The following is a 25,802-nucleotide window of genomic DNA, read 5'->3' as shown; positions in this document are numbered from 1 at the left end:
CCATTAAGAGTTTGAAATAGTCTCCTGGTGGTTCTCTTTATCTTTCTTGACAAGCTTGCCATCTTCTTCAGTGAATTCTTCTTCGATATGATGGAAATATTGCTCGAAGATATCCATAAAATCTTCACCGTAAATTTTGCGGATGACGGTCATTAGTTCCATAAACTCAGGGAATTTGCCGTACAAGTCGCGCAACGGAAGTGCGCCGCTGAATACTGAATTATTAGAAGGTTCGTAATGTTCCATTAAATCCAGTAAAATGGCCTCGCCTTTATCTGTCAGCTGAATGTACGTATTTCGCTTGTCGCTTTCTTTTTTAGAAAACTCAAGTAAACCTCGTTCTTCTAGTTTTTTGGAGAAGTTAAATGCAGTAGAAACATGCATAACTCCAAACTTGGCAATTTCGGAAATGGAAGCCCCGTTTAAATGATATGAAATCCACAAAATATGATGCTCGTTAATATTAAGGTCATAAGGCTTAATCCATTGCTGCCAATCCTTCTCTACGGTTTTCCAAAGGGCTTTACTTAATTGGGCAATACGTTGGCTAAATAGAAGTGCTTCTTTCAAACTGTAATCCTGATCACTAGTCTTTTTCATCTTCTCCCACCTACTTAGTCTCTTTTTTTATTTATCTTCTATTATGCCAATAAAATAAAAAATTATAAAGATGTAAATTTACAAAATTTTAAAAAATTAAAAAAGAAGGCGCTTTAACCTTCTTTTTTGTCAATTTTTTCATTGGGATTTTTAGTTGTCTGTACATGTTCCTCTAGGTTTGACAAAGAATTTTGGATTTCTTTCAAATGATGCTGAATGGATTCCTTATGAGGGACAATTTCTTCTTTAAACTGACCAAGGGTAGTAGAAAGGTCACTTGCGATATTTTTCACTATAGTATTTCCTTCTCTGGCGGTCATTTGTACTTGTTGAGAAACAGCTTTTATTTTTGTTGAGAGCTCTTGTTGTGAAGCGTTAACTCGGTCTTTTCGAGAACTGACACGCTGTTTAAGTTCTCGTCCTGAATATGGAGTAATAAGAAGCGTTGTAATAGCGGCTACGGTGCTTCCGATTGCTGCTCCAGCTGCTAGTTTTTTCATTCTACTCATTATTTATTTCCTCCTATGTAGTAAAGTAATTGCTAACACTTCCTTCTGACATAATCATAAAAAAATAGCATAGATTTATACAAAAGAAGGAGGTTATCAACATGGGATAGCTTTATTCATTCTTTTGATGATTAGCCTGAGTTTTTTTCTCGCTGCTTTTAAATGGTTTAGCCTTACGACTAGAACGGCATCATATCCACCTAAACACGTACTTAAACAAAAGTCTCTTACATGTGCGACAGTGGCTTTTGCGAGTTTTTTATTGGCGCTTATACTTTATTATGTAACCTAGGATGGGGAACTTAAACCTTTATTACATAGTAAGTCTTCATACCTATTGTATGAGCTGCAAATGAAATTTAAGTGAAAAGCATCCTGTATCATTTCTTTTTAAACAACAAGTTAAGAGCCGGACTTTAGGTTGTCTCTAAAAGATCAGCAACATACTATAAATGAACCGTTTTATCTAAAGGTCCGCCACGCTTTGGCGGGCCTTAGCTTTTGGTGTAAAAAAAGAGCCTGATTCTTAACTAAATCAGGCTCTTGACGTTACGATAATTTTGCTTTGATGCTTGTGCGTTTTAGAACGGATTGAACAATTGGATAAATAACGACCATAACGATTGTATTCACTACTGTTGCAGGTAACACAACCGCAGCAACAAGCGCCATGACGCTGTTTCCGCCCGGTAAGCCGACGATTAGCGCGGCAGCAGACAAGAATACGGTTCCTGATACGAGCGTGCCAACAGCTGTTAAAGCAGCGGCAACTGGTGTTTTCATGCCTATTGCTTTTTTCACAAGCATAAATAATGCAAAGAAAACAAATGCTGTAATTGGTTTATCAATCAAGTTTGCAATTTGTCCGCCAGGAAAGCTTGTTGTTAAAGCAGAAATAACTGCTGTGGTTAAGCTAACCAATGCAACATTTTTTACGCTAGGAAACAACAGGATTGCTAAAAACATCATTGTTAACATCATATCTGGCTTCATTCCAAATAAAATAGGAGGTACCACCGTGTGGAGAACCGCTCCAATTCCGACTAATAACGCTAAAGAAACTAAAACTTTTGTATTCATTTCTCATCTCTCCTCTTCTAAGCTAAGCTCGAAATATACCAATAGTGCGTCTATGCCCATTGCATATATTTACATACTGATTATAACATATTTATGTGAAAAAAGAATCAGCTAATTCTGCCAATTACGCGTTTGCCTGCGCAAATTCATCCATAAAGACGGCAAGAGCTTCACACGCTTCAAGCGGCACAGCATTGTAAATAGAAGCGCGGCATCCGCCGATTGAACGGTGTCCAGCTAATCCTACAAAGCCTTTTTCTTTTGCTTGCTGTAAAAACTCAGCCGTTAGCTCATCGTTTGGTAAAGTAAACGTGACATTCATAATTGAACGGCTTTCCTCTGTAGCGTGAGGAGTATAGAAACCGTTTGAACGTTCCATGCTTGCGTAGAGTAACTTAGCTTTTTTATGATTTTGAGCTTCAATGGCTTTAACGCCCCCTTGTTCTTTAATCCAATCTAAAACAAGTGAAAGCATATAAATACCAAACGTTGGAGGAGTGTTGTAAAGAGAATTGCTCTTTACGTGAGTCTCATAGTTCAGCATTGTTGGTAAACCTTCAGGGATACGTTTAAGCAATTCTTTCTTCAAAATGACAACTGTTACACCAGATGGTCCGAGGTTTTTCTGAGCACCAGCATAAATGAGTGAGAACTTAGATACATCAATTTGACGGCAAAGAATGTCGCTTGACATGTCAGCAATTAAGTCTACTCCTTCAATAGAAGGGTAGTCAGCCCATTGTGTACCAAAAATGGTATTATTGGACGTGATATGCAAGTACCCAATCTCTTCTTTTGGAAGCTTTACATCATCTAAAGCTGGAATAGAGCTGTAGTTCTCTTCTTTAGTAGAAGCAACAACTGCTGTTTTTCCAAGTTTCTTTGCTTCTTTTAACGCTTTTTCTGACCATGATCCCGTTAGCACATATGCCCCCACTTGATCAGGAGCTAAAAAGTTCATTGGAATCATAGAGAATTGCAGGCTTGCTCCGCCCTGCAGGAATAAAATTTCATGTGTATCTGGAATATTAAGCAATTCCGTTAGTGTTTCTTTAGCATGTGTTAATACATCTTCAAACTCTTTGCTGCGATGTGATAATTCCATCACAGACATACCTGTATTTTTGAAGTTAACTAGCTCCTCTTGAGCAAGTTGTAAGACAGGTAGGGGAAGCGCAGATGGACCTGCATTAAAATTATAAGCTCTGTTTAACGTAATCACATTAATTCCTCCTCAAATTAGTTCGAACACTCATCATACAAAATGGCTAATGACTGATGTCAGAAAGAATATCATTATACTATCATGAAAACCATTGGTTGTGGAGGTAACTTTTCAAAAATTTAAATTAATCTGTAAAGAGAAAATAATAGAAAAAAGATAAATAAAAAGTATACGTAAACATGTTTTGGCAAACATGTAAATGAAATGTTTATATGCTATACTGATGGAAGAAATAATGTGGAGGAACAGAATGAGAGTATTAAAATATGCAATATTAGGGCTCTTAAATCAGGAGGAGCTCAGCGGGTATGACATTACCAGACTTTTTAAAGAAGAGGTTGGTAATTTTTGGAGCGCTAAACACAGCCAGATTTATCCCGAGCTAAAGCGATTAACAGAAGAGGGATTTATTCGCTATGAAACGGTGATTCAAGGCAAAAAATTAGAAAAAAAGATGTATTCGATAACGGAAGAAGGAAGAGTCGAGCTAAGCAAGTGGCTCACTACGATTGATCCTATTCCTGAAACAACTAAAGATGAATTTATGTTAAAAGCTTATTTTGCTTCATCCATGTCAATAGAAGAGTTAAAGCAACAAATAGATAACCAATTATCAAGCAGGAAAATGAAGCTGACTTTTTTAAAGAAACGAATGGATGATCTTTTAGAAGAAGTTAATCACCACATTACCGTTTCTTCTCCTCAATTTGGTCATTACTTGGTGCTATCTCGCGCTCAAGACCGGGAGACAAGCTATATCAATTGGCTTGAACGTACGCTGAATTTAATTGAAAAAGAACAATAAGAAAAGGTGAGCAGATCATGAGTTGGTGCATAAAATCATTTCAAGAGCTGACAAACGATGAGCTTTATGAAATTCTACAGCTTCGCACCTCTATTTTTGTTGTGGAACAGAAGTGTGCTTACTTAGAAGTAGATGGAAAAGACAAATTTGCTTATCATTTGTTCAAAAAAGAAGATGAGAAAATTATCGCATACCTTAGAGTTTTACCAAAAGGAATTAGCTATAAGGAAGCTTCTCTTGGACGTATTATTGTAAAACAAGCACAGCGCGGTACAGGTCTCGGAAGAGAACTAGTAGCAAGAGGAATTGCTTTTCTAGAGAATGAATTGCACGAGAAGACAATTAAAATTCAAGCTCAAAGCAGACTTCAAACATTTTATGGATCGTTTGGTTTTAGACCTATTTCCGATATTTATTCAGATGAAGGACTCCCACACGTCGATATGCTAAAGACACCTTAGAAACTTCACCATTTGTGTGAAGTTTTTCTATTTTTAAAACGGGTAAGGTGAAAGAAACGTGTAGGGTTTAGTGGCATGCAGATAGAATCGATATGACTACTACTAAATTAGTAATTTATGAATAAGATAGATAGTGAATTTGTTTCTTTTTACTTATTCTTTGATTTTCAGTAAGTGATATATTGAAGAAAGTAATAATATTGTATATAATGATTTTTGTAACAAAAATGTAACAATTACGTAATATTCTTAATATTTATTGAGAAAGAAATTTGTTGTACATATTGCTTGGAGGCATTTTTATGAGTGCAAAAGAAAAGAAAAATAGGTATATATATAGTTTGGACGGACTTCGGGCCTTTGCTGTCATGGCTGTGATTGCTTATCACTTAGGCTTTGGATGGGCGTCTGGAGGATTTTTAGGAGTTGACGTTTTCTTTGTATTATCTGGGTATTTAATTACCTCAATTTTACTGGTGCAATCTTGGGAAAATCCTTTAAAGAATTTGAAGCATTTTTGGATTAGCCGTACGAGAAGACTTCTTCCAGCTGTGTATGTGATGGTCGTATTAACTGCAGCGTGGGTTATTTTATTTAACCGACCATTGTTAACAACGCTACGAGGCGATGCATTATCGTCTATTTTTTATATGAGTAACTGGTGGTTTATTTTTCATAAAGTTTCATATTTTGATAGTTTTGGATCACCGTCACCATTAAAGAACTTATGGTCACTTGCTATTGAAGAGCAGTTTTATATTGTATGGCCACTTGTTTTATTGTTGGGTTTGAAATTTATTAAAAAGAGAGGAATTCTTTCTCTATTTATTTTAGCTGGAGTAATGGCCTCAGCCATTCTGATGTCTTTTTTATATGAGCCAGGAGGAGATCCTAGCCGCATTTATTATGGAACCGATACTCGGCTGTTTGCCCTTTTAATCGGTTGTTTACTTGCATTTGTCTGGCCGATGTATCGTTTATCATCAAAAAATCTTCCAGCTGTGGGCAAGCAAGTATTAAACGCAGTAAGTATGGTAAGCTTCTTTGTATTTATTCTCTGCGTATGGAGCGTTGATGAGTATACGCATGCATCTTTTCTTTATCAAGGTGGCATGCTGCTGATTTGTTTAAACGCTGCTGTGCTGGTTGCAACGATTAGTCACCCTAGTAGCTTTTTAGGAAAAGCTTTGTCGTTTAAACCGCTTCGCTGGCTTGGTACTAGATCATACGGTATCTATTTGTGGCATTATCCGGTTATTGTTCTTACAACACCTGTAGCCGAGATTGGCCGCCCGGTCTATTGGCATGCGCTGTTACAAGTAGGAATTACATTTATCATTGCTGAACTTTCGTACCGTTACATCGAGGTGCCTATTCGCACACGCGGTTTTCGCTATTATTTCCGGCATTACCATCCGAGAGAGCTTTTTAAATGGCGTAATCTCTCTCGTTCGAGACAAGCGGTTTTGGGCAGTCTCATTTTCTTTTTGGCGTTGTTTACAGCGGATATGACAAGCTTTGCTATTAGTACGCAGCAAAAGGATGAGACCGAAGCAAAACAAACAGAGGTTAAAATTCAAACGAATCATAAAGAAAATGCTTCAACTTCTGTCAAAGACAAGAACAAAGCGGAGGATGAAAAAACAAAGAACGCGGAAAAGAACTCCGCAGAAGAAAAATCTGATGCAAAAGAAGAACAGCAGCCGAATTCTTACAGAGATGTTCTTGCGATTGGAGATTCGGTCATGCTGGATATTGCTCCTAATCTTAAAGAGATGCCGCTTAGTATTACGATTGACGGAAAAGTAGGAAGGCAGCTCAATGAAGCACTGCAGCTAACTCCTAGTTATCAAGCATTTAATAATCCGAACAGCGCAGTGATTATTGAGTTAGGAACGAACGGTTATTTTACCAATGAAGAACTTGAACAACTGTTAAAAGCTTTTTCACAAGCGGACGTTTACTTAGTGAATACGCGCGTTCCTCGTTCCTGGGAAAGCACCGTGAACCAGAACTTGAAAGCTGCTTCTGAAAAGTTTGATCACGTCACGCTTGTAGATTGGTACTCTGAGGCTTCTAAGCACCCTGAATACTTTACATCAGATGGTGTCCACTTGGTACCTGAAGGATCAAGAGCATTAACAAAATTGATTGAAGAGCGTATGAATTTAGAAGTTAAGGCAGAAAATGGTTCATAATGAGCGAGAGACGTATTGAGTTTTACATCATAAACTGATTAATAGATAAAACAAAAAAAGCTTACATGTGTAAGCTTTTTTTGTTTCAAGAAAGGCGAGAAGAAATATTGCCAGCGATTTCTTGAAGTTTTTCAGGCGTGTATTCGCTTGTATGCTCTTTCCATACAGCACCGAATCCATCGCCTTCCCCGTAGCGTGGAATAATGTGCATATGATAATGAAACACGGATTGACCAGCTTTTTCACCATTATTATTTAAGATGTTTAAGCCGATTGGGCTGTATGTTTCTTTAATTGCATTTGCGATTTGAGGAACCACTTCAAATAAATTGCGCGCAATTTCCGGTGTTAGTTCGTGAATGTCTTTTTTATGTACTTTTGGAATCACCAACGTATGACCTTTTGTTACTTGACTAATGTCTAAAAAAGCTAATACATGTTCATTTTCAAATACTTTTGCACCTGGAATTTCACCGCGAATAATTTTGCAAAAAATACAGTTTTCATCATGTGTGCTCATTATGTTCACCTTCCGTTACTAATATAAATGTATGGGTATACATGTACGTTTATTTTACCACAAAGTAGAAATGCAATCAGCAGGCAAGAAATAGCCACTCATATTTTATACACAAAAACGGGATGCAAACGATTATGCATCCCGTCATGTGAAGAAGGAAAAAATAGCTTTTAATGCAGCATATGATCTTTAAGGAACACCTCATTTACGTAATTGCATTGCCTAATGAAACAGTCACTTGAAAAAGTATATTCTCTTTAACAAACACCTCATTTAAGCATTAAGCTAAAAAAATATACAATGTGAACGAAATCGTTCTTGGTCTTTGACAAACACCTCATTTACACAGTAATAAATGAACATTATTGTCTACCCATTATATATATTCTTACTACGTTCATGACTACCATCCCCTTATGAATCAAACATACATTGATTTACAATAAGGTTTTCTGAAATATGCCTGCTGTAGACACCTCATCCCAAATGTAAGAAGCTTTGTAATGATTAGTTGTAATCAATAACTTGTTTTCCTTCTTCCCTATATAGAATGTCCCGATATTTCGATTATATTCTGGAAAAATTAACCGAAAAGAATTGAAAACGATGTGAGGACGAAAAAGATTTGGTACAATAGAGCAAATAGCGCTTGCGCTTTTAGACAAAAAAGAACAAATAAAAGGAGATCGTGATGGGTTCTTTATTGCAAATTAACAATATTACAGGGGGATATACAAAAACTCCCGTCTTAAAAGATGTATCGTTTGATGTAAATGCAGGTGAACTAGTTGGGTTAATCGGGTTAAACGGAGCCGGAAAAAGTACAACGATTAAACATATCATTGGATTAATGGAAGCAAAAAAAGGAAGTGTATCCATTAATAATAAAACCTTTCAACAAGACCCAACAGGTTATCGAAGTCAGTTTACGTTTATTCCAGAAACTCCGGTGCTCTACGATGAATTAACATTAAAAGAACATTTAGATATGACAGCTATGGCTTATGGACTTGAGCCTCAAACATATGAAGCACGTCTGCAGCCGCTTTTAAAAGAATTTCGTTTAGACCGGAAGTTAAAATGGTTCCCTGCGCATTTTTCAAAAGGAATGAAGCAGAAGGTTATGATTATGTGCGCTTTTTTGGTTCAGCCGTCTCTTTATATTATTGATGAACCTTTTTTAGGTTTAGACCCGCTTGGTATTCAATCTTTACTTGATTTGATGACGGATATGAAAAAGCAAGGCGCAGGCATTTTAATGTCCACACACATTTTGGCGACCGCGGAGCGCTACTGCGATAAATTTGTTATTTTACATAACGGAGAAGTAAGAGCGCAAGGAACGCTTAAAGACCTTCAAGAAGAATTTCAAATGCGCAATGCTACTCTTGATGAAATTTATATTGAATTAACAAAGGAAGAAGGCTATGAGTAAGATTGATGCATTATGGAAGCAACGATTTCAGCAATATTTAGTGGATGTAAGAAGATATACAAAATATATCTTAAATGACCACATTAAATTAGTGTTAATTTTTGCGATTGGCGGTTTAGCCTACTATTATCAACAGTGGCTGAGTACATTAACACCTGCGTTTCCTTCGGCTGTAGTGATTGCGATTCTTATGGGATTGATTTTAACAATGGGCCAAATTCAAACGTTTTTAAAACGACCTGATTTAGTCTTTTTACTTCCTTTGGAGACGAAGCTGCAGCCTTATTTTAAAAAATCTTTTTGGTTTACCTTTACGATTCAGCTTTATATTTTATTATTTGCGACTGGTGCAGCAGCACCTCTTCAAGTAAAGGTAATGCACGATTCTTACTCAAACGTTTTTGTGTTTTTTCTGTTATTACTCATTCTGAAAGTTGTAAACTTAGGCATGTCTTGGTGGGCCGTATGGTTTGAAGAAAAGTGGGCGAAGTGGACAGATTATATCGTCAGGTTTTTCTTAAACGCAGTTTTTACTTATTTCTTATTTTCGCATGCATACGTATTTTTCACAGGAATTGTAGCGGTAATTATGATTGCGCTAGCCGTTTATTATCGCTCTCTTACAAAAAGGAAGCCGATTAAATGGGAAAAGCTAATTGACTTAGAAGAAAAGCGCATGGGCTATTTTTATCGATTAGCTAATTTATTTACGGATGTTCCACAAGTCAAAGAACGAATCAAACGCCGTAGATATTTAGATTGGCTAGTAACACGTATTCCATTTCGTCAAAATGCTACTTACCATTACTTGTACACCAGAACATTTTTGCGATCAGGAGATTATTTAAGCTTGTTCGTTCGCTTAACTGTCATTGGCGGATTTTTAATTGTAGCTGCGCCGTTTCAATACGGCAATATAGTGGTTGTTTTATTTGTTGTATACATGACGGGTTTTCAATTACTCCCGCTTTGGAAGCAGCACAAGCAAATTTTATGGCTTTCTCTTTATCCAGTCGAAGCTAAAGAACGAAAAAGGGCATTTTTGGACGTATGGAAAAAAGCGCTGTATGTACAAATTCTTGTGCTCGCCATAGTGGTGGCTTTTTCTAATATAGTTGCTGCACTGCTTTCCTTGGCAGCAGGTGCTATATTTATTCACTTATTTGTAAATGCATATGTAAATAAAAAATTAACGTAAAAAAAGCTCCGAATGGAGCTTTTTTTACGTTTTTAGACTACTTTTGAGACGAAGATAATATCCGAAAGCGATAGACGTTCATCGCTACTTTTGTGAGATGATCAAGAAGCTGATAATTCGCATACGCACCTACAACAGCTCCAATTCCCGGCATCAGCTGAAACATTTTCACAACATCAATGTAATCGCGATATTCTTGTTGAAAAGCTTTCCAATCAAGCTCAAGAAGTTCCTCTTTCTTTTCCTCCCAGCTTTCTACTACTTCGAGCAGCTTCGTTCTATGGTCGTCGCTGCAAAAGGCAAGATGAAAAATATACAGCATATAAATGCGTTCTTCTTTTTCTTTTACATCAAAACCATACGTCGCGGCAATGTCAAATAAGCACTTCATTTTTATGGAAAGAAGAAGTGGGAAATCTGCTGCGCCCAAAAGGAGACCACCTGCACCAGTACCAGCTCCTTCTACAGCAGCTGTTTTTTTGTACTTAGGTATGAGCTCCAAAATTCTTTTCTCTTTTTCTTCAAACGAAAGACCGCTGACATCTCTTTTTTTAGTCGTGAAATCGGACCCAACAAGCGTGGTTTCAACCATTTTTTTTATACTTTCAGTTATAATTCTATGGACTTTAGCAGGGATTTTTTCATTTAGTTTAAGCTGTAAGGATTTTGCGGTACGCTGAAATTTAGAAGGTCGTTTCAACATGCTAAATTTCCAATGTTCAGCTTCTCGTAACACTTTTTCTTCATACGTATTCAAAAAAGTCACCTCTTTTCAGTCGATATAAATACTACGTTTTAAGTGAGAAAAAGTTTCCTAAAATAAAACAGCAAGCAATCGTCTGTTTATCTGTACGAATGCTTGCTGAATGATTAATTCGCTTTTATTGCGTTTTTAGAATGAGCTTGTTCTCTTAAATACTCAACAGCAGCCGTACCAAGCGTTTTCGCTGCGATAAGCATTGCTTTTTCGTTAAAATCAAATTTAGGATGATGATGAGGATAAGGAGCATCTACACCTTCTGGCTGAGCTCCTGTAAAGAAGAACGTTCCTTTAATATGCTGCAAATAATAAGAGAAATCTTCTCCAGTCATGTGAGGCTCCGTTTCTTCGACTGTATGAACTTCATCGATTTGAGAAGCAGCAGAAGCAAGAAAGGCCGTTTCTTCCGGGTGGTTTACGACGGAAGGATAGCCGCGCGTATAACTCAGCTCATAAGAAGCATCAGCCGTTAAGCATGTACCTTGGACAATTCGTTCGATTTCTTTTTCGACATCATTTCGTACATCTTCATTAAATGTTCTTACCGTTCCAATTAGTCGAGCAGAATCAGCGATAATATTAAATGCATTTTCCGCTACAAAAGAACCTATGCTTACAACCGCTGAATCAATTGGATTTACACGTCTGCTTACAATTTGCTGTAAATTAACAACAAGCTGAGAGGCGATGACGATTGAGTCTTTTGTTTTGTGGGGCTGTGCACCGTGTCCGCCTGCTCCTTTGATCGTAATTTCAAAGCGATCAGCAGCAGCCATAATAGGGCCCGTTCGATATTGAACCACACCAGTCGGAGTTAATGACCATAAATGCGTTCCGAATATCGCGTCTACACCGTCTAAGCATCCGTCTTCAATCATGGACTTGGCGCCTCCGGGAGCATACTCTTCGGCGTGCTGATGAATGAAGACGATTTTACCAGGGAGAGAATCTCTTATTTCAAAAAGCGCTTTAGCAAGGACTAAAAGAGTAGCCGTATGACCATCGTGGCCACATGCATGCATCACGCCCGGAACAGTTGATTGATAGGGTACATCTTTTTCATCTTGAATAGGAAGGGCATCAAAGTCGGCTCTCAAAGCTACAGTAGGACCAGGTTTTCCTCCTTGAATGCTTGCTACAATGCCGTTTCCTCCTACATTTGCTTGGTAAGAAATACCGATCTTGTCATAAAAAGACCGAATGTAGGCAGCAGTTTGAAATTCTTTAAAAGACGGTTCTGGATACTGATGCAGATATCGGCGAATTTGAACCATTTCATCAAATTTTTCTTCAAGTAAAGTATGTAGCTTGGAGTTCACATAACCATATCCTTTCTGTGTAAGTTGAATAAAGTTTTGAATTTTTTGACATTTTAATCATTATATCATTATCTATAAAAAAGAAAAGAATGTAAGCGTTGTTATTGAAAAAAGTAATTGAATCATGAAATATTTTATATACATAATAGATACATAAGATGAGAAATAGGGACAAAGAATGAGTTTTTTACCAATTTTCTCGTGAGATAATAGGAGGTAACGATATGGTAGATTCACAAACTGTATCTCTGTACAAAAAATTGATGTGGGCGTTTGGGATTGCGGGTCTCGTTTTTTTAGGAGTGTTGTTTGCTGTGTCGACAGATTCTTTTCAAGGAGACCGCTGGCTTGTTTCAGCTATAGATGACAGCACTATTCTTCAGTCAGCGTCATCTGTTTTTCACGGCCTGTCTTTTTTAGCTTCAAAAGTGATGATTATGGTTCTTTTAGCTGTACTTATTGTTTTTTTATTTTTAAAAAAAGACTATATTGGCATGATATCCTCATTTTTACTTATTTTAAGCGGCGATATTATTAATAAAGCAGTTAAAGATGCGGTAGAACGAGCCCGTCCTCTTGAAGGCATCGAAGGCTACAGTTTTCCAAGCGGCCATGCAATGATGGGAATTCTTATCTACGGTCTGATTTTCTTTTTTCTGATCAAGCATATAAACAATCAAAAGGTGGCCAAGTGGTATCAGCGGGCAATTACTTTAATTGTTTTGTTAATCGGCGTGAGCCGTATTCTGTTAAGAGAACACTTTTTAACAGATGTATTAGCTGGCTACAGCTTAGGGCTTATGTGGCTAATTGTAGGCATTTTCTTCTATACGCTTGTTTATGCGTATGTAAGGCCGTCAGCGGAAAAAGAGTTTCCAAAAGGTATGTAACAAATATATACATATGACCCCCTTCATCAAAAGAAGGGGGCTTTTGTTTAAACTAGGAACATTGCGACAATCGTTGTAACAACTAATCCAATCGCTACAGGTTTTAAATTGCGTCTAGCGAGTTCAAACGGACTGACTCCACAAATCGCAGCAGCTGGAATGAGCGCCCATGGAATCAACGTTCCCCCTCCAACCCAAATCGCAGCAATTTGCCCCAAAGCAGTTAGCGTGGCAGCGCCCGATCCTAAAGCAGATGCAAATAAATGAGAGACAGAGCCTACGAGTGAAATACCTGAAAAGCCTGAACCGTCTAACCCTGTAATAGCTCCTAGCGCAGTTATCGTCACAGTAGCGACCTGTGCAGTTAACGGTACAGTCGAAGCAAGCGCAACACCTAGGTCATTGACAAGTCCATGTGATCCTTTCGGAAGAAAGTCACCAATGATTGTTTTGAATCCAGCATCTCCTAAATAGAAAAAAGCGGCAATCGGAATAACGGGACCGAATACTTTAAACCCAAACTGCAAGCCTTCAATCAAGTAGGAAGTGGTTTGTTCGAGACCTTTTCCTTTGTGAGCAATAAGCGACACCACTACTAAAATAAATAGAGCTGTACCTCCAACGAGAGCAGTGGCATCTCCTCCCTGTAAATGAAGGGCGAACATTGCCCATACGTCTATAGCAAAGAAAAGAGGAACTATAATGGCTAAAGCCCGGCGTAATGAAGGAGAAAGAGGTGTGGATTGGTTAGAAGAGTTGCTTGTTAAAATTGTCGGTTGCGACTGAATTTTATTGTGCTTCATATCTTGTTTTAGAAAGTAAAAAGCAGAGAGTGTGGTAACGACTCCCATCACAATGACAAGAGGGACACTTGCTTGAACAACCTCGTGAACCGGAAGACCTGCTGCGTCAGCGGTTATCTTAGGGGCAGCTTGAATAACAAAGTCTCCTGAAAGCGCAACGCCGTGGCCGAATAAATTCATCGCTACAGCTACGCCTATAGCTGGAAGCCCTACGCGGATGGCAACTGGTAAAAGCACGGCTCCAAGTAAAGCAACTGCTGGAGAAGGCCAGAAAAAATAGGAGATGGTCATCATAACTAATCCAATAACCCAATAGGCAAGAGTGGGTGTTTTAATGAGGCGAGCAAAAGGTGAAATCATCGATTCATTTATTCCTGTAGCCATTAAGACTTTGCTCATGGATACAATAATTGAAATAATTAAAATGGTAGGAAGCAGTTCTGTAATGGCATAAATGAAGCTGGAAAAAACAGCGCTGACGGAGTGGCTTAACGAAGAGGTAGCCGTTAAGGAAAGCAAAAAAATCCCGAGTATACAAAGGATACTCGTATCTCGCCGCATAATCATAAAGCCGATAATGAAGGCGATAAAAAGGACATACATCCAATGAAGAGCTCCAAGCTCTATGCCCATAAAAATTCCTCCCAATAGGTGATGTAGTATACAATATGACGTTTATGCCTATTGTGATACTCGCCTACTAGGAGGATGTTTACTTATTTAACTACGTGGTATGAGGTCACATAAGAAGGGCGAGAGAAAATCGATGGCTGCTGATCCACGCCTTCTGACGTACCGCGTTTTTTGTGTGCTTCATTATAGGCTTTTGAAGACTGCCAATCGCTAAATGAACTTTCATCTTTCCATCCTGTAAAGATAATGTATGTGTCATTTTGCAGTGGACGAAGCACACGAATAGCTGAAAAGCCTGCTTCATTTTCAATTAAACGAGCGCGTTGGCTAAATCGCTGTTCAAACAAAGGACGGCCTTCATCTGTAACTGAAATATTATTTAGTACAGCAAATCCGCTATCTGCAAGATCTCCAGAAGCATCTAATACTTCATAAGCATGTCCTTCTTTAAAAATTGTATCTCCATCTGTTTCGTGGACTAGTGCAAATTGATCGTCATCTTTGTGAAGCAGTAATAAACGTTCACTCGGATGTTCGTCGATCAACTTTTGAAGGTAAGGGCCTGTTCCGTAAGTAATAAAGATCTTCATGGATTATACTTCCTTTCTAATTGGGAATTGCATACAATTTACAATTGTAAATCATACTAAAATTATAAAATTTTACACACAAAAATTCAAAAATTGTGAACTTCTAATGAAGATGGTAAAGTAAAACATTGATGAAGTTGTTTTCCATATTATCAAAAGTTTAGCGGAAGAAAAGGGGTGGCACGATGTACAAAAAAGGCTTATACGCAATTGCTGCCTTAGTTGGAATTTTTCTATTAGGATTGATTGGATATATTATCATCTTGTTTCTTGGAAACTATGTAATTGATGAGAAAAAAATCGTCATGGACTCGGCTACGAGATTAGTCGATGAAAATGGAGACGAATTAACAAAGCTCTATGTGAAAAATCGGGACTTGGTTTCAATTGACAAGATTCCAAAGCATGTGCAACAAGCATTTATTTCAATTGAAGATGTTCGTTTTTATGAACACCACGGAATCGATTTTAAATCTATTGGCCGAGCATTATACCGAGATATATTGGCTGGGGGAAGTGTTGAAGGAGGAAGTACTTTAACACAGCAGCTGGCTAAAAATGTGTTTTTATCGAATGATAAAACGCTGCTTAGAAAAACAAAAGAAGTAGTGGTGGCTATTAACCTGGAGCAGCGTTACAGTAAGCAAAAACTGCTTGAAATGTATTTGAATCAAATATACTTTGGACACGGAGCCTATGGAATCCAAGCTGCATCCAAGCTTTACTTCAATAAAGATGTCTCCGAATTAACGGTAGAAGAAGGTGCACTTCTCGCTGCACTGCCAAAAGCACCGAATTCCTATTCTCCTATTTTACATCCAGAAAAAAGTATAGAACGTAGAAATGTTGTGTTAAATGCCATGCAAAAAGCAGGTTATTTATCAGCTGAAAAAAATGTCCGTTTGCAAGGAAGAACGCTGGGGTTGAACATAAAGGAGCAGGCTAAAAATCCAGCGTATTTAACCTATATCGATATGGTTATCCAAGAAGCAGAGAAGAAATACAGCATTTCGGGCAATGAGCTTCTGCGCGGAGGTTATACGGTCAAAGTACCGATGAATATAAAAGTACAAGAAGCCGCCTACGAGCTGATGAAAGAAAATCGTTATTTTCCAGGTACAGATAACAGTGCCCAAGGTGCTTTTGTATTAGTCGATAACAAAAGCGGAGGAGTTTTATCTGTTATGGGAGGACGAGATTATGTACAAAAATCGCTCAACCGCGTAAATGTCAAAAGACAGCCAGGTTCTACGATGAAACCTATTGCGGTATATGGCCCTGCGTTAGAAGAAGGTCAATTCAAGCCTTATTCGTTGCTGCAAGACAAGCTTAGAAGCTACGGGGGATACACACCTAAAAACGTAGACGGGCAATATGCTAAAAAGGTAACGATGTACGATGCCCTAAAAGATTCTAAAAACGCAGCTGCCGTCTGGACATTGAATCAGCTAGGAGTTGAAACAAGTAAGCAGTATCTCACAAAGCTAGGAATTCCGTTAGAAGATAAAGGGCTTGCGATTGCTCTTGGAGGATTAAAAGAAGGAATTACACCGCTTCAATTAGCAGGAGCGTACCGGGCATTTGCTGAAAATGGAGAAAACATCCAACCGTACTTTATTCAAGAGATAAAAGATCAAGATGGAAAAGTGATTGCAAAAGCTGTTCCCGACACTCACAAAGCATTTTCAAAACAGACGGCTTGGTATATGACAAAAATGCTTCAAGGAGTTGTTAAAGAAGGAACGGCAAAAAATGGAGAGTTTAAAGGAGAGTTAGCAGGAAAAACAGGGTCTACTTCGTATACGAATGTTAAAGGAGCCACAAGAGATGCTTGGTTTGTTGGATATACCCCAGATGTTGTAGGAAGCGTGTGGATGGGATATGATTCTACAAATGACCAGCATTATTTAACAAAAGGAAGTTCTTATCCGACTCTATTATTTAAAGACATTTTAACAAGAGCTGGTTACGACGAAGCTGCATTTCAAAAGCCAGCAGGCGTTAAAGATCTGCCAAAACCAATACGTTTAGAGCAAGTTAAAGACTTAAAACAAGAATTAACATTCCATCCATTTGGTTTGCTAACGGTAAGTTTATCGTGGACACCTTCACCTGATAAAAGAGCTGTTTATTATGTTTATGAGAAAAAAGGGGATAAAGCCGAATTGATTGGCAAAGTGAAGGGAAAAGGAGCATTTGAAAAAGAGCGTGTGAATCTGCTCGACAGTCCTACTTATTATGTAGTTCCTTACAATTCCCAAACACAACAAAAAGGAAAAAAATCCAACAAAGTAACACCTGCTCTTTTTCAATAAAAAAAGGAAGAGTAGGGCGATTTTTTGACATTTTTAGCAGGTGGCTATACAAGTCGTAAAGAAATGGGTATAGTGACAAGTAGAGAATATAACGTGAAACTTTAATCAGTAGAGGAACCGGTATGTTCCTTTGCTGATTATTGTCTGTCTAATCGAAGAAAATACGGATGGAAGACAATCGAGAAAGGTGGAAATTATGAGTCAAGGAACGTTTAACGATACTTTTTTAAAAGCCTGTAGAGGGGAAAAAACGGATCATGTTCCGGTTTGGTATATGCGCCAAGCAGGGCGTTCACAGCCGGAATACCGAAAGCTAAAAGAGAAGTACTCTCTATTTGAAATCACTCATCAGCCGGAGCTTGGGGCATACGTAACACGCCTGCCCGTTGAACAGTACGGAGTGGATGCAGCTATTTTATATAAAGATATAATGTCACCGCTTCCTTCAATTGGAGTGGATGTTGAAATCAAGTCAGGAATTGGTCCTGTCATTTCTAATCCAATTCAATCTTTAAGCGATGTAGAAAAGCTAGGAGAAATTACCCCGGAAGAAGATGTTCCGTATGTATTAGATACGATTAAGCTGTTAACAACAGAACAGTTAAACGTACCTCTAATTGGTTTTGCCGGTGCTCCTTTCACAGTAGCAAGCTATATGATTGAAGGAGGACCTTCAAAAAACTATAATAAAACAAAAGCATTTATGTACACGGAACCTAAAGCATGGTTTGCGCTAATGGATAAGTTAGCAGATATGACGATTACATATGTAAAAGCGCAAATTGACGCTGGAGCAAAAGCCATTCAAATCTTTGATTCATGGGTGGGGGCTTTAAATGTAGCGGATTATCGTTATTTTATAAAGCCTGTTATGGAGCGGATTTTTACCTCTTTGCGCGAAAAAAATGTACCTCTCATTATGTTTGGAGTAGGAGCAAGTCATTTGGCAAAAGAATGGCATGATCTGCCGCTGGATGTAGTGGGATTAGATTGGCGAACGCAGCTGGATGAAGCACGTGCACTAGGCTTAACAAAAACACTGCAAGGAAACTTAGATCCTGCTATTTTGTTAGCTCCATGGGAAGTTATTGAAGAACGTGTAACAGAAATATTAGATAAAGGGATGGCCAGTCCTGGTTACATCTTCAACTTGGGGCACGGCGTCTTTCCACAGGTTCAGCCGGAAACGTTGAAGCGTTTAACAACCTTTATTCATGAATATTCTGCAAATAGACAATAAATTGTCAAATGATTTGGAGCGCTAAACTTTGAATTTTTCTTTTTATTCATGGCAAAATGAAGACAAGTATTGAATCTAACAAAGAGGTGTCGAACACATGAGTAAAAAAGTAATGGGATTACTTGTAATGGCATATGGAACACCATATAAAGAAGAAGATATTGAACGTTACTATACACATATCCGCCGCGGACGTAAACCTTCACCGGAAGCCTTGGAAGATTTACAAAACCGCTACGAAGCAATTGGGGGCATTTCACCTCTTGCAAAAATTACGCAGCAGCAAATGGAAAGTCTAGAAAAGCGCTTGAATGAAGTACAGGATGAAATTGAATTTAAAGCGTATCTTGGCTTAAAGCATATTGAACCGTTTGTTGAAGATGCAGTAGAAGCCATGCATAAAGACGGAATTAAAGAAGCGGTCAGCATTGTGCTTGCACCTCACTTTTCAACGTTTAGCGTAAAATCCTATAATGGACGCGCCAAAGAAACAGCTGAAAAATTAGGAGGACCAATCATTCATTCCGTAGAAAGCTGGTACAGTGAGCCAAAGTTCATTCAGTACTGGGCTACACGTGTTAAACAAACGTTTGATTTAATAGACGAAGAGAAACGCCAAAAAGCCGTATTGATTGTGTCTGCGCATAGCTTGCCAGAAAAAATTATTGCAGCAGGAGATCCATATCCAAATCAGCTTCAAGAAACAGCGGATTTAATTGCACAAGCAGCTGGTATTGAACATTACGAAATTGGCTGGCAAAGTGCTGGAAATACGCCTGAGCCATGGATAGGTCCTGATGTCCAAGATTTAACAAGAGAACTGCATGAAGAAAAAGGCTATACGTCGTTCGTCTATACCCCGGTTGGATTTATCGCGGATCACTTAGAAGTACTTTATGATAACGACTACGAATGCAAAGTGGTAACAGATGAAATTGGGGCTGATTATTACCGTCCTGAAATGCCGAATGCACAGCCTGAATTTATCGATGGGTTAGCTACAGTTGTGTTAAAACGAATTGCTCGTTAAGTCAATATAGATTCTTTGTACGTTGAACAGGGACGAAAAGTAACTTATAATCAATATAAAGAAAAGTAAGAAGCGAGCTATGGGTTTCCATAATCGCTTCTCTTTATATTGAATTTTACAGAAAAGGCGATGATAACGTGACGGATAGACGAAAAAAGGTTGTCATCATCGGTGGAGGAATAACAGGTCTTTCAGCTGCCTATTATTTGCAAAAAAAAATAAAGGATCATCAGCTGCCTATTGATCTTCAACTAATAGAAGCGACGCATCGGCTTGGCGGGAAAATTCAAACGGTCAAACGAGACGGTTATTTATTTGAAAAAGGTCCTGATTCATTTTTAGCGCGTAAGCTAGCTGCTACAAAACTGGCAAAAGAAGTGGGGCTAGGTCGGGAGCTAGTCGGAAATGAAAAGGGAAAATCCTATATTCTGGTAAAAGATACACCGCATGCGCTACCTGATGGTGCTGTAATGGGGATACCAACCAAGTTATCTCCTTTTATCACAACAGGGCTATTTTCGCCTGTTGGCAAGCTGCGCGCAGCAGCTGATTTTTTTATACCGAAGACAAAAAATCAGGATGACCGTTCGCTAGGCGTATTTTTTAGAAGACGGTTTGGTGATGAAGTTGTTGAAAATTTAATTGAGCCTCTATTATCAGGAATTTACGCAGGAGACGTTGATCGTTTGAGTTTAAGATCAACATTTCCACAGTTTTTGCATGCTGAACATAAGTACAGAAGCTTAATTGTTGGAATGAAAAAGCTAAAAGAAATTCACCCACAGCACGGTGATGATTCGGAGTTTAAAAAAAATAGCGTCTTTTTAACATTAAAAGAAGGTCTTCAATCGCTAGTAGATGGGGTAGAAAAAGCAATAGATCCTGATATTATTACAAAAGGAATAAAGGTAGAGAAAATTTATAAAGAAGATACCACATATGAATTATCCTTAAATAGCGGGAAAGTAATAAAAGCAGACAGCGTTATTGTAACTTCCCCTCATGCAGCTGCTCAGTCTATGCTCTCGGAATATAAAATATTCGAACCGTTAAAGCATATGCCTTCCACTTCAGTAGCTACTGTTGTGATAGCCTTTGCACAAGAAGCGCTGCAAGACAATCTAGATGCAATGAACATCGCCGTTTCCAGAAATAGCGATTACACGATTACGGCATGCACGTGGCTAAATAAAAAGTGGCCGCATGCGGTTCCGGAAGGAAAAGTGCTGCTAAGATGTTTAGTTGGACGAACCGGGGATGAAGCTGTGGTGGATCAGCCTGACGATGAAATTTTTAAAATTGTCCTGGAGGATTTGAAGAAGCTCATTACGATTTCTGCGGAGCCTGAATTTTACGCGGTAACGAGATGGAAGCAGTCAATGCCTCAGTATACGGTCGGACATCACGATATGCTAGATACAATGAATGAACAGCTTGAAAAAGAGCTTGCCGGTCTTTATGTAGCGGGAAGCTCGTACGAGGGTCTAGGTATACCAGAATGTGTAGAGCAAGGAGAAGATGTGGCTAAAAAAGCGGTTAAATATGTGCAGCAACTGTAGAAGTGGAGCGGTGAATCAATGCTCCGCTTTTTTGTCTACTACCCGTAGAGAAAGGTTATACTAAGAGAAGAGATTGTGGTTGAAAAGCAAAAGAAACTTGTGCTATAGTAAAACCGTACTTGTTGACTGAAATATTCATTTGGTCAGAAAGAAGGGGATAACGTGGCGATAGACCGAAAGCAATCAGTTGTTGATGCAGCGTCAAAATCATTTGCGCTGTTTGGATATAAAGCAACGACTATGGAGCAAGTGGCGAAGCTTGCAAATGTCGGAAAAGGAACGATTTATACTTTTTTTAAAAACAAAGAAGAGTTATTCGATGAAATTGTGACACGAATGATTCGAGAAATGACAGATGCAGCTGAAACTGTCATTGACAGCAGCCGTCCTTTTTTTGAAAATGCCCAAGCAGCCATTTTTCGAATCTTAGAATTCCGCACTGAGCATCAGCTCATGCTGAAGCTGGTACAGGAACAGCAGTTAGGCACTACAGCAGTGCAAGAAGTGCTTGTGCGAGTAGAAGAAGAGATTTTGACTTATATAAAAAACAAAATCGAAATTGCGATTTCTAAAAAAGAAATCAAACCGTGCAACCCGGAGCTCACAGCTTTTTTACTATTTAAAATGTACATTGCACTCGTCTATGATTGGGAAAAACGGCATGAGCCGCTTTCAGAAGAAAAAATTGCTGAATTAATTGAACTATACTTTTTACGCGGTCTGTCTCAGTGAGATAGGCTTTTTTCATAGAAAAAACAAAAAAGGTCTCATGACGAGACCTTTTTTATTGTTCATTATCATCTTTTTTTACGCCGTTTAATTCTGTATTTCCTGTTTTTGCATCTTCTTCTTTTTGTTCTACTTCTGTATTTCCTTGCTTTTTAAGTTTGAAGTAGGCATCAATAACATCACCTGTAATAGTTTTACTTTGTCCGCCAGAATTCGCTCCAGCAACATACGCAGAAGGAATAACAACTGCTACAGCTACTTCAGGATTGTCATAAGGTGCATAAGAGACAAAAGTGGAGTTACGTACGCTTACGCCTTGATTATAGGTTTCAGCTGTTCCTGACTTGCCTGCTATATTATATTTTCTGTATTTTGGATTTGTATACAAGGCGTGTCCAGTACCACCTTGAGCAGTAACAACACGACGAAAACCACGTTTTACAATGTCAATTTGCGACTGATTCATTGTAATACGGTTTAATACTTGTGGTTCCACGGAACTTTGTATACTTCCTTTTAGCTCACTGTCAAGTTCAGGCTCACGAATTTCTTTCACAAGGTGAGGTTTCATTCTGTATCCACCATTGGCAATTGTTGAAATGTATTGAACAAGCTGAAGCGGTGTATACGTATCGTATTGACCAATTGCAAAGTCGAGAGCTTTACCAGGTTCGTTTGTCACGGTGTTACGAATACCGGTTGATTCGTTTTCTAAATCAATTCCCGTTGGAATTCCAAGGCCAAACTGACTGTAGTATGAACGCATTTTATTAAAAATAGAAGGCGAGATATGCAATGATCCGCCAGGTCGATAAGTTTCACCAGCCATGTTTAGAATTGTTCTATACATAAAAACGTTAGAAGATTGCTCGAGAGCTTTTTCGATACCTGTAGCTCCCATATTGTGAGAAGATTTCTTCGGTTTAGTACCAGCAAACTTCATTGGTGCGTCATAAAAAACAGTACCAGGCTGAATTGCACCTGAGTCAAGTCCGGCTAGAACGGTCGCTCCTTTAACCGCGGAACCTACTTCATAAGAAGTTGTAAGATTTCCAAGCGCGAAGTCTTGAACTTTGCGTGCTCCTGTTTGTTTGTCAGTAACAAGCTGTTTTCCTCCCATTGCTAAAATGTCTCCCGTATGTGGGTCCATCATAATAGCAAACGCTCGGTCCATTAAGCGGTTCCTCGCAGAGCCTTCAAGTACAGCTTTCGTTAAAACATCTTCGACTTGTTTTTGCAGTTCCATATCAATCGTTAAAATTAAGTCACTGCCGCGCTGACCTTCAGTAACGGTCTCTTGACTCACTAAGTTGCCGGAGCGATCGGTTACGTTTTGTATGCGCGCTTTTTGACCACGAAGAACGTCTTCGTACTGCTTTTCTAAATAACTTTTTCCTACTCGGTCATTTCGGCTGTAGCCGTGGGACAAGTAGTACTGTAAGTTTTCGCTTGGTAACCCTTCGTCTGCCGATGTGATTTTACCAAGCAGCGTGCTAAGTAAGTCATCGTATGTATACATACGGTCCCAGTAAGTTGTCGTATCGACGCCAGGCAAGTCACTCAGCTGCTCACTAATAACGGCAAGCTCTTTATCAGTTAAGCCGCTTTTAATAATTTGAGCAGTTAACGCATACCCGCCTTCCATCTTGCTTTTAATGGCAATCACTTCAAGGTCGTCTTTCACCGATAAAAGTTCATTTTTAGTGATGCGCTTCAGCTGAAGAGGATACAAATCATCTTCAGAAATTTTTTCTTCTTTTACTTTTTGCTTATCTGCTGCGGTAATTTTTTTCGCTGCTGCTTTTGGATGAGTTGCAATCCAATAATCTTTTAAGTCGCGTTCTGTTAGCTTAATCGTATTTTTATCTTTCTTTTTATCCGATTTGCCAAACACGTCTGTTGTAACAGGAACATCAATAAGAGTGGCAAGCTTTTTAGCTACTTTTAGCTTGTCTTCTTGAGTGACGCCCTTCAAACGCGTGTACGTGACAGCGTTCAACGGTTTATTATCCACGATAACGCGGTCATAGCGGTCTAGCATCTTTCCGCGAGGAACCGGTGAATCTACCGTTTCATCTTCTGTTTTTTCAACTTCTCGTTTATAGTTCTCTCCGTACACAATCTGTACGAAGCCTAATCGTAAAATGAGTGCAGAAAAAAGCAGGAAAACCACAATAAACAGCCAGTTAATTCGAAATGAGACATGTGTTTTTTTGCGCTTTTTAGTTTTCATGTAAACCCCTTCACTTTGTTTATACAAGTTAAAAAAATTCATAAATTTTCTTATGAATCTATCACTCTACATATTAACATAATTTTGTCTATAAATGTTATTAGGTGGAATAAAACAGATAAAAATTTTATAGAAATTTTTGCGAAAGAAGAGAGAGCTGTCGAAGGGTGCTGAAGGGGGGTGTTCAATATTTTCCACTCGGTTGTTCAATATTGTTACCTGTTCAAATGTCCTAGAATCGTTAAAATAAAGAGAGATAGATATCAAGGGGGGCAAAACGAATGAAAATGAAAAGGCTTTCAATAATGTCTGGCGTGTTAGCAACATCACTTTTATTTGCGACAGCATGTTCAAACTCAGGTACGGATTCAAAAGCAAGTAAATCAACAGGCTCAGGTGATCAAGTTGTTATTGATATGTTCCAGTTCAAAGTGGAAATTGCAGATCAGCTGAAAGAATTAACGGATGAATATACAAAAGAACATCCAAACGTAAAGTTTAACATCCAAACAGTCGGCGGAGGAGCGGACTATGGTGCAGCATTAAAAGCACAGTTTGCCTCTGGAAATGAACCTGATATCTTTAATAATGGAGGGTTCCAAGAAGCGCAAACGTGGAAGGATAAATTAGAAGATTTGTCTGATCAGCCGTGGGTAGATAATCTGTATGATATTGCTAAAGAACCGATGACAGTGGACGGGAAAATCTATGGTCAGCCGCTAAACTTAGAAGGTTATGGTTTTATTTATAATAAAGATTTATTTGAAAAAGCAGGCATTAAAGAATTGCCTAAGACGCTGTCGGAATTAGAAGCAGCTTCTAAAAAGCTTAAAGCAAAAGGCATTACGCCATTTTCTAACGGATACGGCGAGTGGTGGGTGCTAGGTAACCACTTATTTAATATTCCAATGGCGCAGCAAGATGATCCAGATGCGTTTATTAAAGGTCTAAACGAAGGAAAAGCAAAATTTGAAGGCAATGAAACGTTTAAGCAATTTATGAATCTGTTCGATTTAACGTTAAAGTATGGAAATAAAAATCCATTAACGACAGATTACAATACACAAGTTACTCAATTTGCTTCTGGTGAAACAGCGATGATGCAACAAGGTAACTGGACGGTAAATATGATCACGAAAATCAATCCGGACATGAAAATGGGCTTTATCCCAATGCCGATCAGCAACGATGCGAAGAAAAATGATAAATTAGCAATCGGAGTTCCAAATAACTGGGTAGTGAACAAAAATGCACCAGATGCAGATAAAAAAGCAGCGAAGGAATTCTTAAATTGGATGGTTTCTTCTAAAGAAGGTCAAAAATTCTTAGTTGAAAAGTTCAAGTTCATTCCAGCGTTCAAAAACATCGATGGAAAAGGAATCGATTCTTTATCTGATGATATCTTAAAATACTCTGAAGAAGGCAAAACATTATCTTGGAACTGGTTTAAGTATCCAGAAGGAACGGTTCAAGAAGTAGGCGCAGCAATGCAGTCTTACGCAGGCAAACAAATGACGGAAGAAGAGTTTATGAAGAAATTAGATGCAATTTGGGCAAAAATGAAAAAATAACCAAAAAGTCCGCGTGGAAAACGCGGACTTTTTGGTGTGAAAAAATAGCTGGTTAGATTCATAGTTATGAAAAAATAATAGTTAATTGAAAGCGCTTTT

Annotated in this window: 23 protein-coding genes; 13 read left to right on the top strand and 10 right to left on the bottom strand. The window is 38.4% G+C overall.

All coding sequences use genetic code 11. From position 1 onward, the window contains the following. Window positions 1-3 precede the first annotated feature (3 nt). A complete protein-coding gene (locus tag ACXAE4_RS24885; protein WP_475237159.1) occupies window positions 4-600 on the bottom strand; it encodes an HTH-type transcriptional regulator Hpr in 597 nt (198 codons plus the stop codon). Between the two features lie 113 nt (window positions 601-713). Next, the gene (locus ACXAE4_RS24880; protein WP_028412556.1) at window positions 714-1,109 is read right to left on the bottom strand and encodes a YtxH domain-containing protein; all 396 of its coding nucleotides are present in this window, start codon (window positions 1,107-1,109) and stop codon (window positions 714-716) included. Window positions 1,110-1,182: 73 nt separating this feature from the next. Between ACXAE4_RS24880 and yhzF the strand changes: the two genes are divergently transcribed. Beyond that, window positions 1,183-1,401 (top strand): membrane protein YhzF, encoded by a 219-nt coding sequence (yhzF, locus tag ACXAE4_RS24875; RefSeq protein WP_465245805.1) that lies wholly within the window; start codon window positions 1,183-1,185, stop codon window positions 1,399-1,401. A 257-nt stretch (window positions 1,402-1,658) separates the two neighbouring features. Here the strand turns inward: yhzF and ACXAE4_RS24870 are convergent, their stop codons facing one another. Beyond that, a complete protein-coding gene (locus tag ACXAE4_RS24870) occupies window positions 1,659-2,189 on the bottom strand; it encodes a tryptophan transporter (protein WP_028412555.1) in 531 nt (176 codons plus the stop codon). Between the two features lie 124 nt (window positions 2,190-2,313). Beyond that, entirely contained in the window at window positions 2,314-3,411 is a 1,098-nt protein-coding gene (serC, locus tag ACXAE4_RS24865; protein WP_098112849.1) for a 3-phosphoserine/phosphohydroxythreonine transaminase, read from the bottom strand. Window positions 3,412-3,664: 253 nt separating this feature from the next. Here serC and ACXAE4_RS24860 point away from each other — a divergent pair, with 253 nt between their 5' ends. The 3 genes from ACXAE4_RS24860 to ACXAE4_RS24850 all read left to right on the top strand — a co-directional run bounded on the left by ACXAE4_RS24860 (window position 3,665) and on the right by ACXAE4_RS24850 (window position 6,878). Further along, window positions 3,665-4,219, top strand: coding sequence for a PadR family transcriptional regulator (locus tag ACXAE4_RS24860; RefSeq protein WP_028412553.1), 555 nt, complete (start codon window positions 3,665-3,667; stop codon window positions 4,217-4,219). Between the two features lie 17 nt (window positions 4,220-4,236). After that, window positions 4,237-4,680, top strand: a complete 444-nt coding sequence (locus ACXAE4_RS24855) for a GNAT family N-acetyltransferase (RefSeq protein WP_098112850.1) — start codon at window positions 4,237-4,239, stop codon at window positions 4,678-4,680. Between the two features lie 302 nt (window positions 4,681-4,982). Continuing rightward, window positions 4,983-6,878, top strand: coding sequence for an acyltransferase family protein (locus tag ACXAE4_RS24850; RefSeq protein ID WP_028412551.1), 1,896 nt, complete (start codon window positions 4,983-4,985; stop codon window positions 6,876-6,878). Window positions 6,879-6,963: 85 nt separating this feature from the next. On the opposite strand, the gene ACXAE4_RS24845 is transcribed toward ACXAE4_RS24850, so the two are convergent. After that, window positions 6,964-7,398 (bottom strand): HIT family protein, encoded by a 435-nt coding sequence (locus ACXAE4_RS24845; RefSeq protein WP_014461670.1) that lies wholly within the window; start codon window positions 7,396-7,398, stop codon window positions 6,964-6,966. A gap of 691 nt (window positions 7,399-8,089) precedes the next feature. Between ACXAE4_RS24845 and ACXAE4_RS24840 the strand changes: the two genes are divergently transcribed. Both ACXAE4_RS24840 and ACXAE4_RS24835 read left to right on the top strand, forming a co-directional pair. After that, window positions 8,090-8,833, top strand: a complete 744-nt coding sequence (locus ACXAE4_RS24840; protein ID WP_013055321.1) for an ABC transporter ATP-binding protein — start codon at window positions 8,090-8,092, stop codon at window positions 8,831-8,833. Further along, complete coding sequence (locus ACXAE4_RS24835) at window positions 8,826-10,031, top strand: ABC transporter permease (protein WP_289578713.1); 1,206 nt, start codon at window positions 8,826-8,828, stop codon at window positions 10,029-10,031. The genes ACXAE4_RS24840 and ACXAE4_RS24835 overlap by 8 nt, the downstream gene beginning before the upstream one ends. A 37-nt stretch (window positions 10,032-10,068) precedes the next feature. Here ACXAE4_RS24835 and ACXAE4_RS24830 read toward each other — a convergent pair whose 3' ends face one another. Together ACXAE4_RS24830 and ACXAE4_RS24825 are read right to left on the bottom strand one after the other, a co-directional pair. Further along, window positions 10,069-10,788 (bottom strand): EcsC family protein, encoded by a 720-nt coding sequence (locus ACXAE4_RS24830; RefSeq protein WP_028412549.1) that lies wholly within the window; start codon window positions 10,786-10,788, stop codon window positions 10,069-10,071. A 113-nt stretch (window positions 10,789-10,901) separates the two neighbouring features. Beyond that, window positions 10,902-12,110, bottom strand: a complete 1,209-nt coding sequence (locus ACXAE4_RS24825; protein ID WP_154990712.1) for a M20 family metallopeptidase — start codon at window positions 12,108-12,110, stop codon at window positions 10,902-10,904. Window positions 12,111-12,334: 224 nt separating this feature from the next. Here ACXAE4_RS24825 and ACXAE4_RS24820 point away from each other — a divergent pair, with 224 nt between their 5' ends. Next, window positions 12,335-13,000 (top strand): phosphatase PAP2 family protein, encoded by a 666-nt coding sequence (locus tag ACXAE4_RS24820; RefSeq protein ID WP_028412547.1) that lies wholly within the window; start codon window positions 12,335-12,337, stop codon window positions 12,998-13,000. A 47-nt stretch (window positions 13,001-13,047) separates the two neighbouring features. Here ACXAE4_RS24820 and ACXAE4_RS24815 read toward each other — a convergent pair whose 3' ends face one another. Then, window positions 13,048-14,436 carry a hypothetical protein gene (locus ACXAE4_RS24815; RefSeq protein ID WP_154990710.1) on the bottom strand — a complete coding sequence of 463 codons (1,389 nt, stop codon included), beginning with the start codon at window positions 14,434-14,436 and terminating at the stop codon, window positions 13,048-13,050. Window positions 14,437-14,519: 83 nt separating this feature from the next. After that, window positions 14,520-15,026 (bottom strand): antibiotic biosynthesis monooxygenase family protein, encoded by a 507-nt coding sequence (locus ACXAE4_RS24810; RefSeq protein WP_013055327.1) that lies wholly within the window; start codon window positions 15,024-15,026, stop codon window positions 14,520-14,522. A gap of 185 nt (window positions 15,027-15,211) precedes the next feature. On the opposite strand from ACXAE4_RS24810, the gene ACXAE4_RS24805 reads away from it, so the two are divergent. The 5 genes from ACXAE4_RS24805 (at window position 15,212) to ACXAE4_RS24785 (ending at window position 21,902) form a co-directional block, all read left to right on the top strand. Next, window positions 15,212-17,341: a transglycosylase domain-containing protein gene (locus tag ACXAE4_RS24805; protein WP_154990708.1), complete on the top strand. Its 2,130-nt coding sequence runs from the start codon at window positions 15,212-15,214 to the stop codon at window positions 17,339-17,341. A gap of 196 nt (window positions 17,342-17,537) precedes the next feature. Next, on the top strand, window positions 17,538-18,581 hold the full coding sequence (hemE, locus tag ACXAE4_RS24800) for a uroporphyrinogen decarboxylase (protein ID WP_013055329.1): 1,044 nt from the start codon (window positions 17,538-17,540) through the stop codon (window positions 18,579-18,581). A 97-nt stretch (window positions 18,582-18,678) separates the two neighbouring features. Beyond that, the gene (hemH, locus tag ACXAE4_RS24795; protein ID WP_028412544.1) at window positions 18,679-19,611 is read left to right on the top strand and encodes a ferrochelatase; all 933 of its coding nucleotides are present in this window, start codon (window positions 18,679-18,681) and stop codon (window positions 19,609-19,611) included. 137 nt (window positions 19,612-19,748) lie between these two features. After that, window positions 19,749-21,170 carry a protoporphyrinogen oxidase gene (gene hemY, locus ACXAE4_RS24790; protein ID WP_013055331.1) on the top strand — a complete coding sequence of 474 codons (1,422 nt, stop codon included), beginning with the start codon at window positions 19,749-19,751 and terminating at the stop codon, window positions 21,168-21,170. Window positions 21,171-21,332: 162 nt separating this feature from the next. Further along, window positions 21,333-21,902 carry a TetR/AcrR family transcriptional regulator gene (locus ACXAE4_RS24785; RefSeq protein ID WP_028412542.1) on the top strand — a complete coding sequence of 190 codons (570 nt, stop codon included), beginning with the start codon at window positions 21,333-21,335 and terminating at the stop codon, window positions 21,900-21,902. 52 nt (window positions 21,903-21,954) lie between these two features. On the opposite strand, the gene ACXAE4_RS24780 is transcribed toward ACXAE4_RS24785, so the two are convergent. Next, window positions 21,955-24,132 (bottom strand): peptidoglycan D,D-transpeptidase FtsI family protein, encoded by a 2,178-nt coding sequence (locus tag ACXAE4_RS24780; RefSeq protein WP_033580639.1) that lies wholly within the window; start codon window positions 24,130-24,132, stop codon window positions 21,955-21,957. A 281-nt stretch (window positions 24,133-24,413) separates the two neighbouring features. Here ACXAE4_RS24780 and ACXAE4_RS24775 point away from each other — a divergent pair, with 281 nt between their 5' ends. Further along, complete coding sequence (locus tag ACXAE4_RS24775; RefSeq protein ID WP_475237150.1) at window positions 24,414-25,703, top strand: ABC transporter substrate-binding protein; 1,290 nt, start codon at window positions 24,414-24,416, stop codon at window positions 25,701-25,703. Window positions 25,704-25,802: the final 99 nt, after the last annotated feature.

Source organism: Priestia sp. ABM2_011, assembly GCF_056158845.1.
This window is presented reverse-complemented; position numbering and strand designations above follow the sequence as displayed.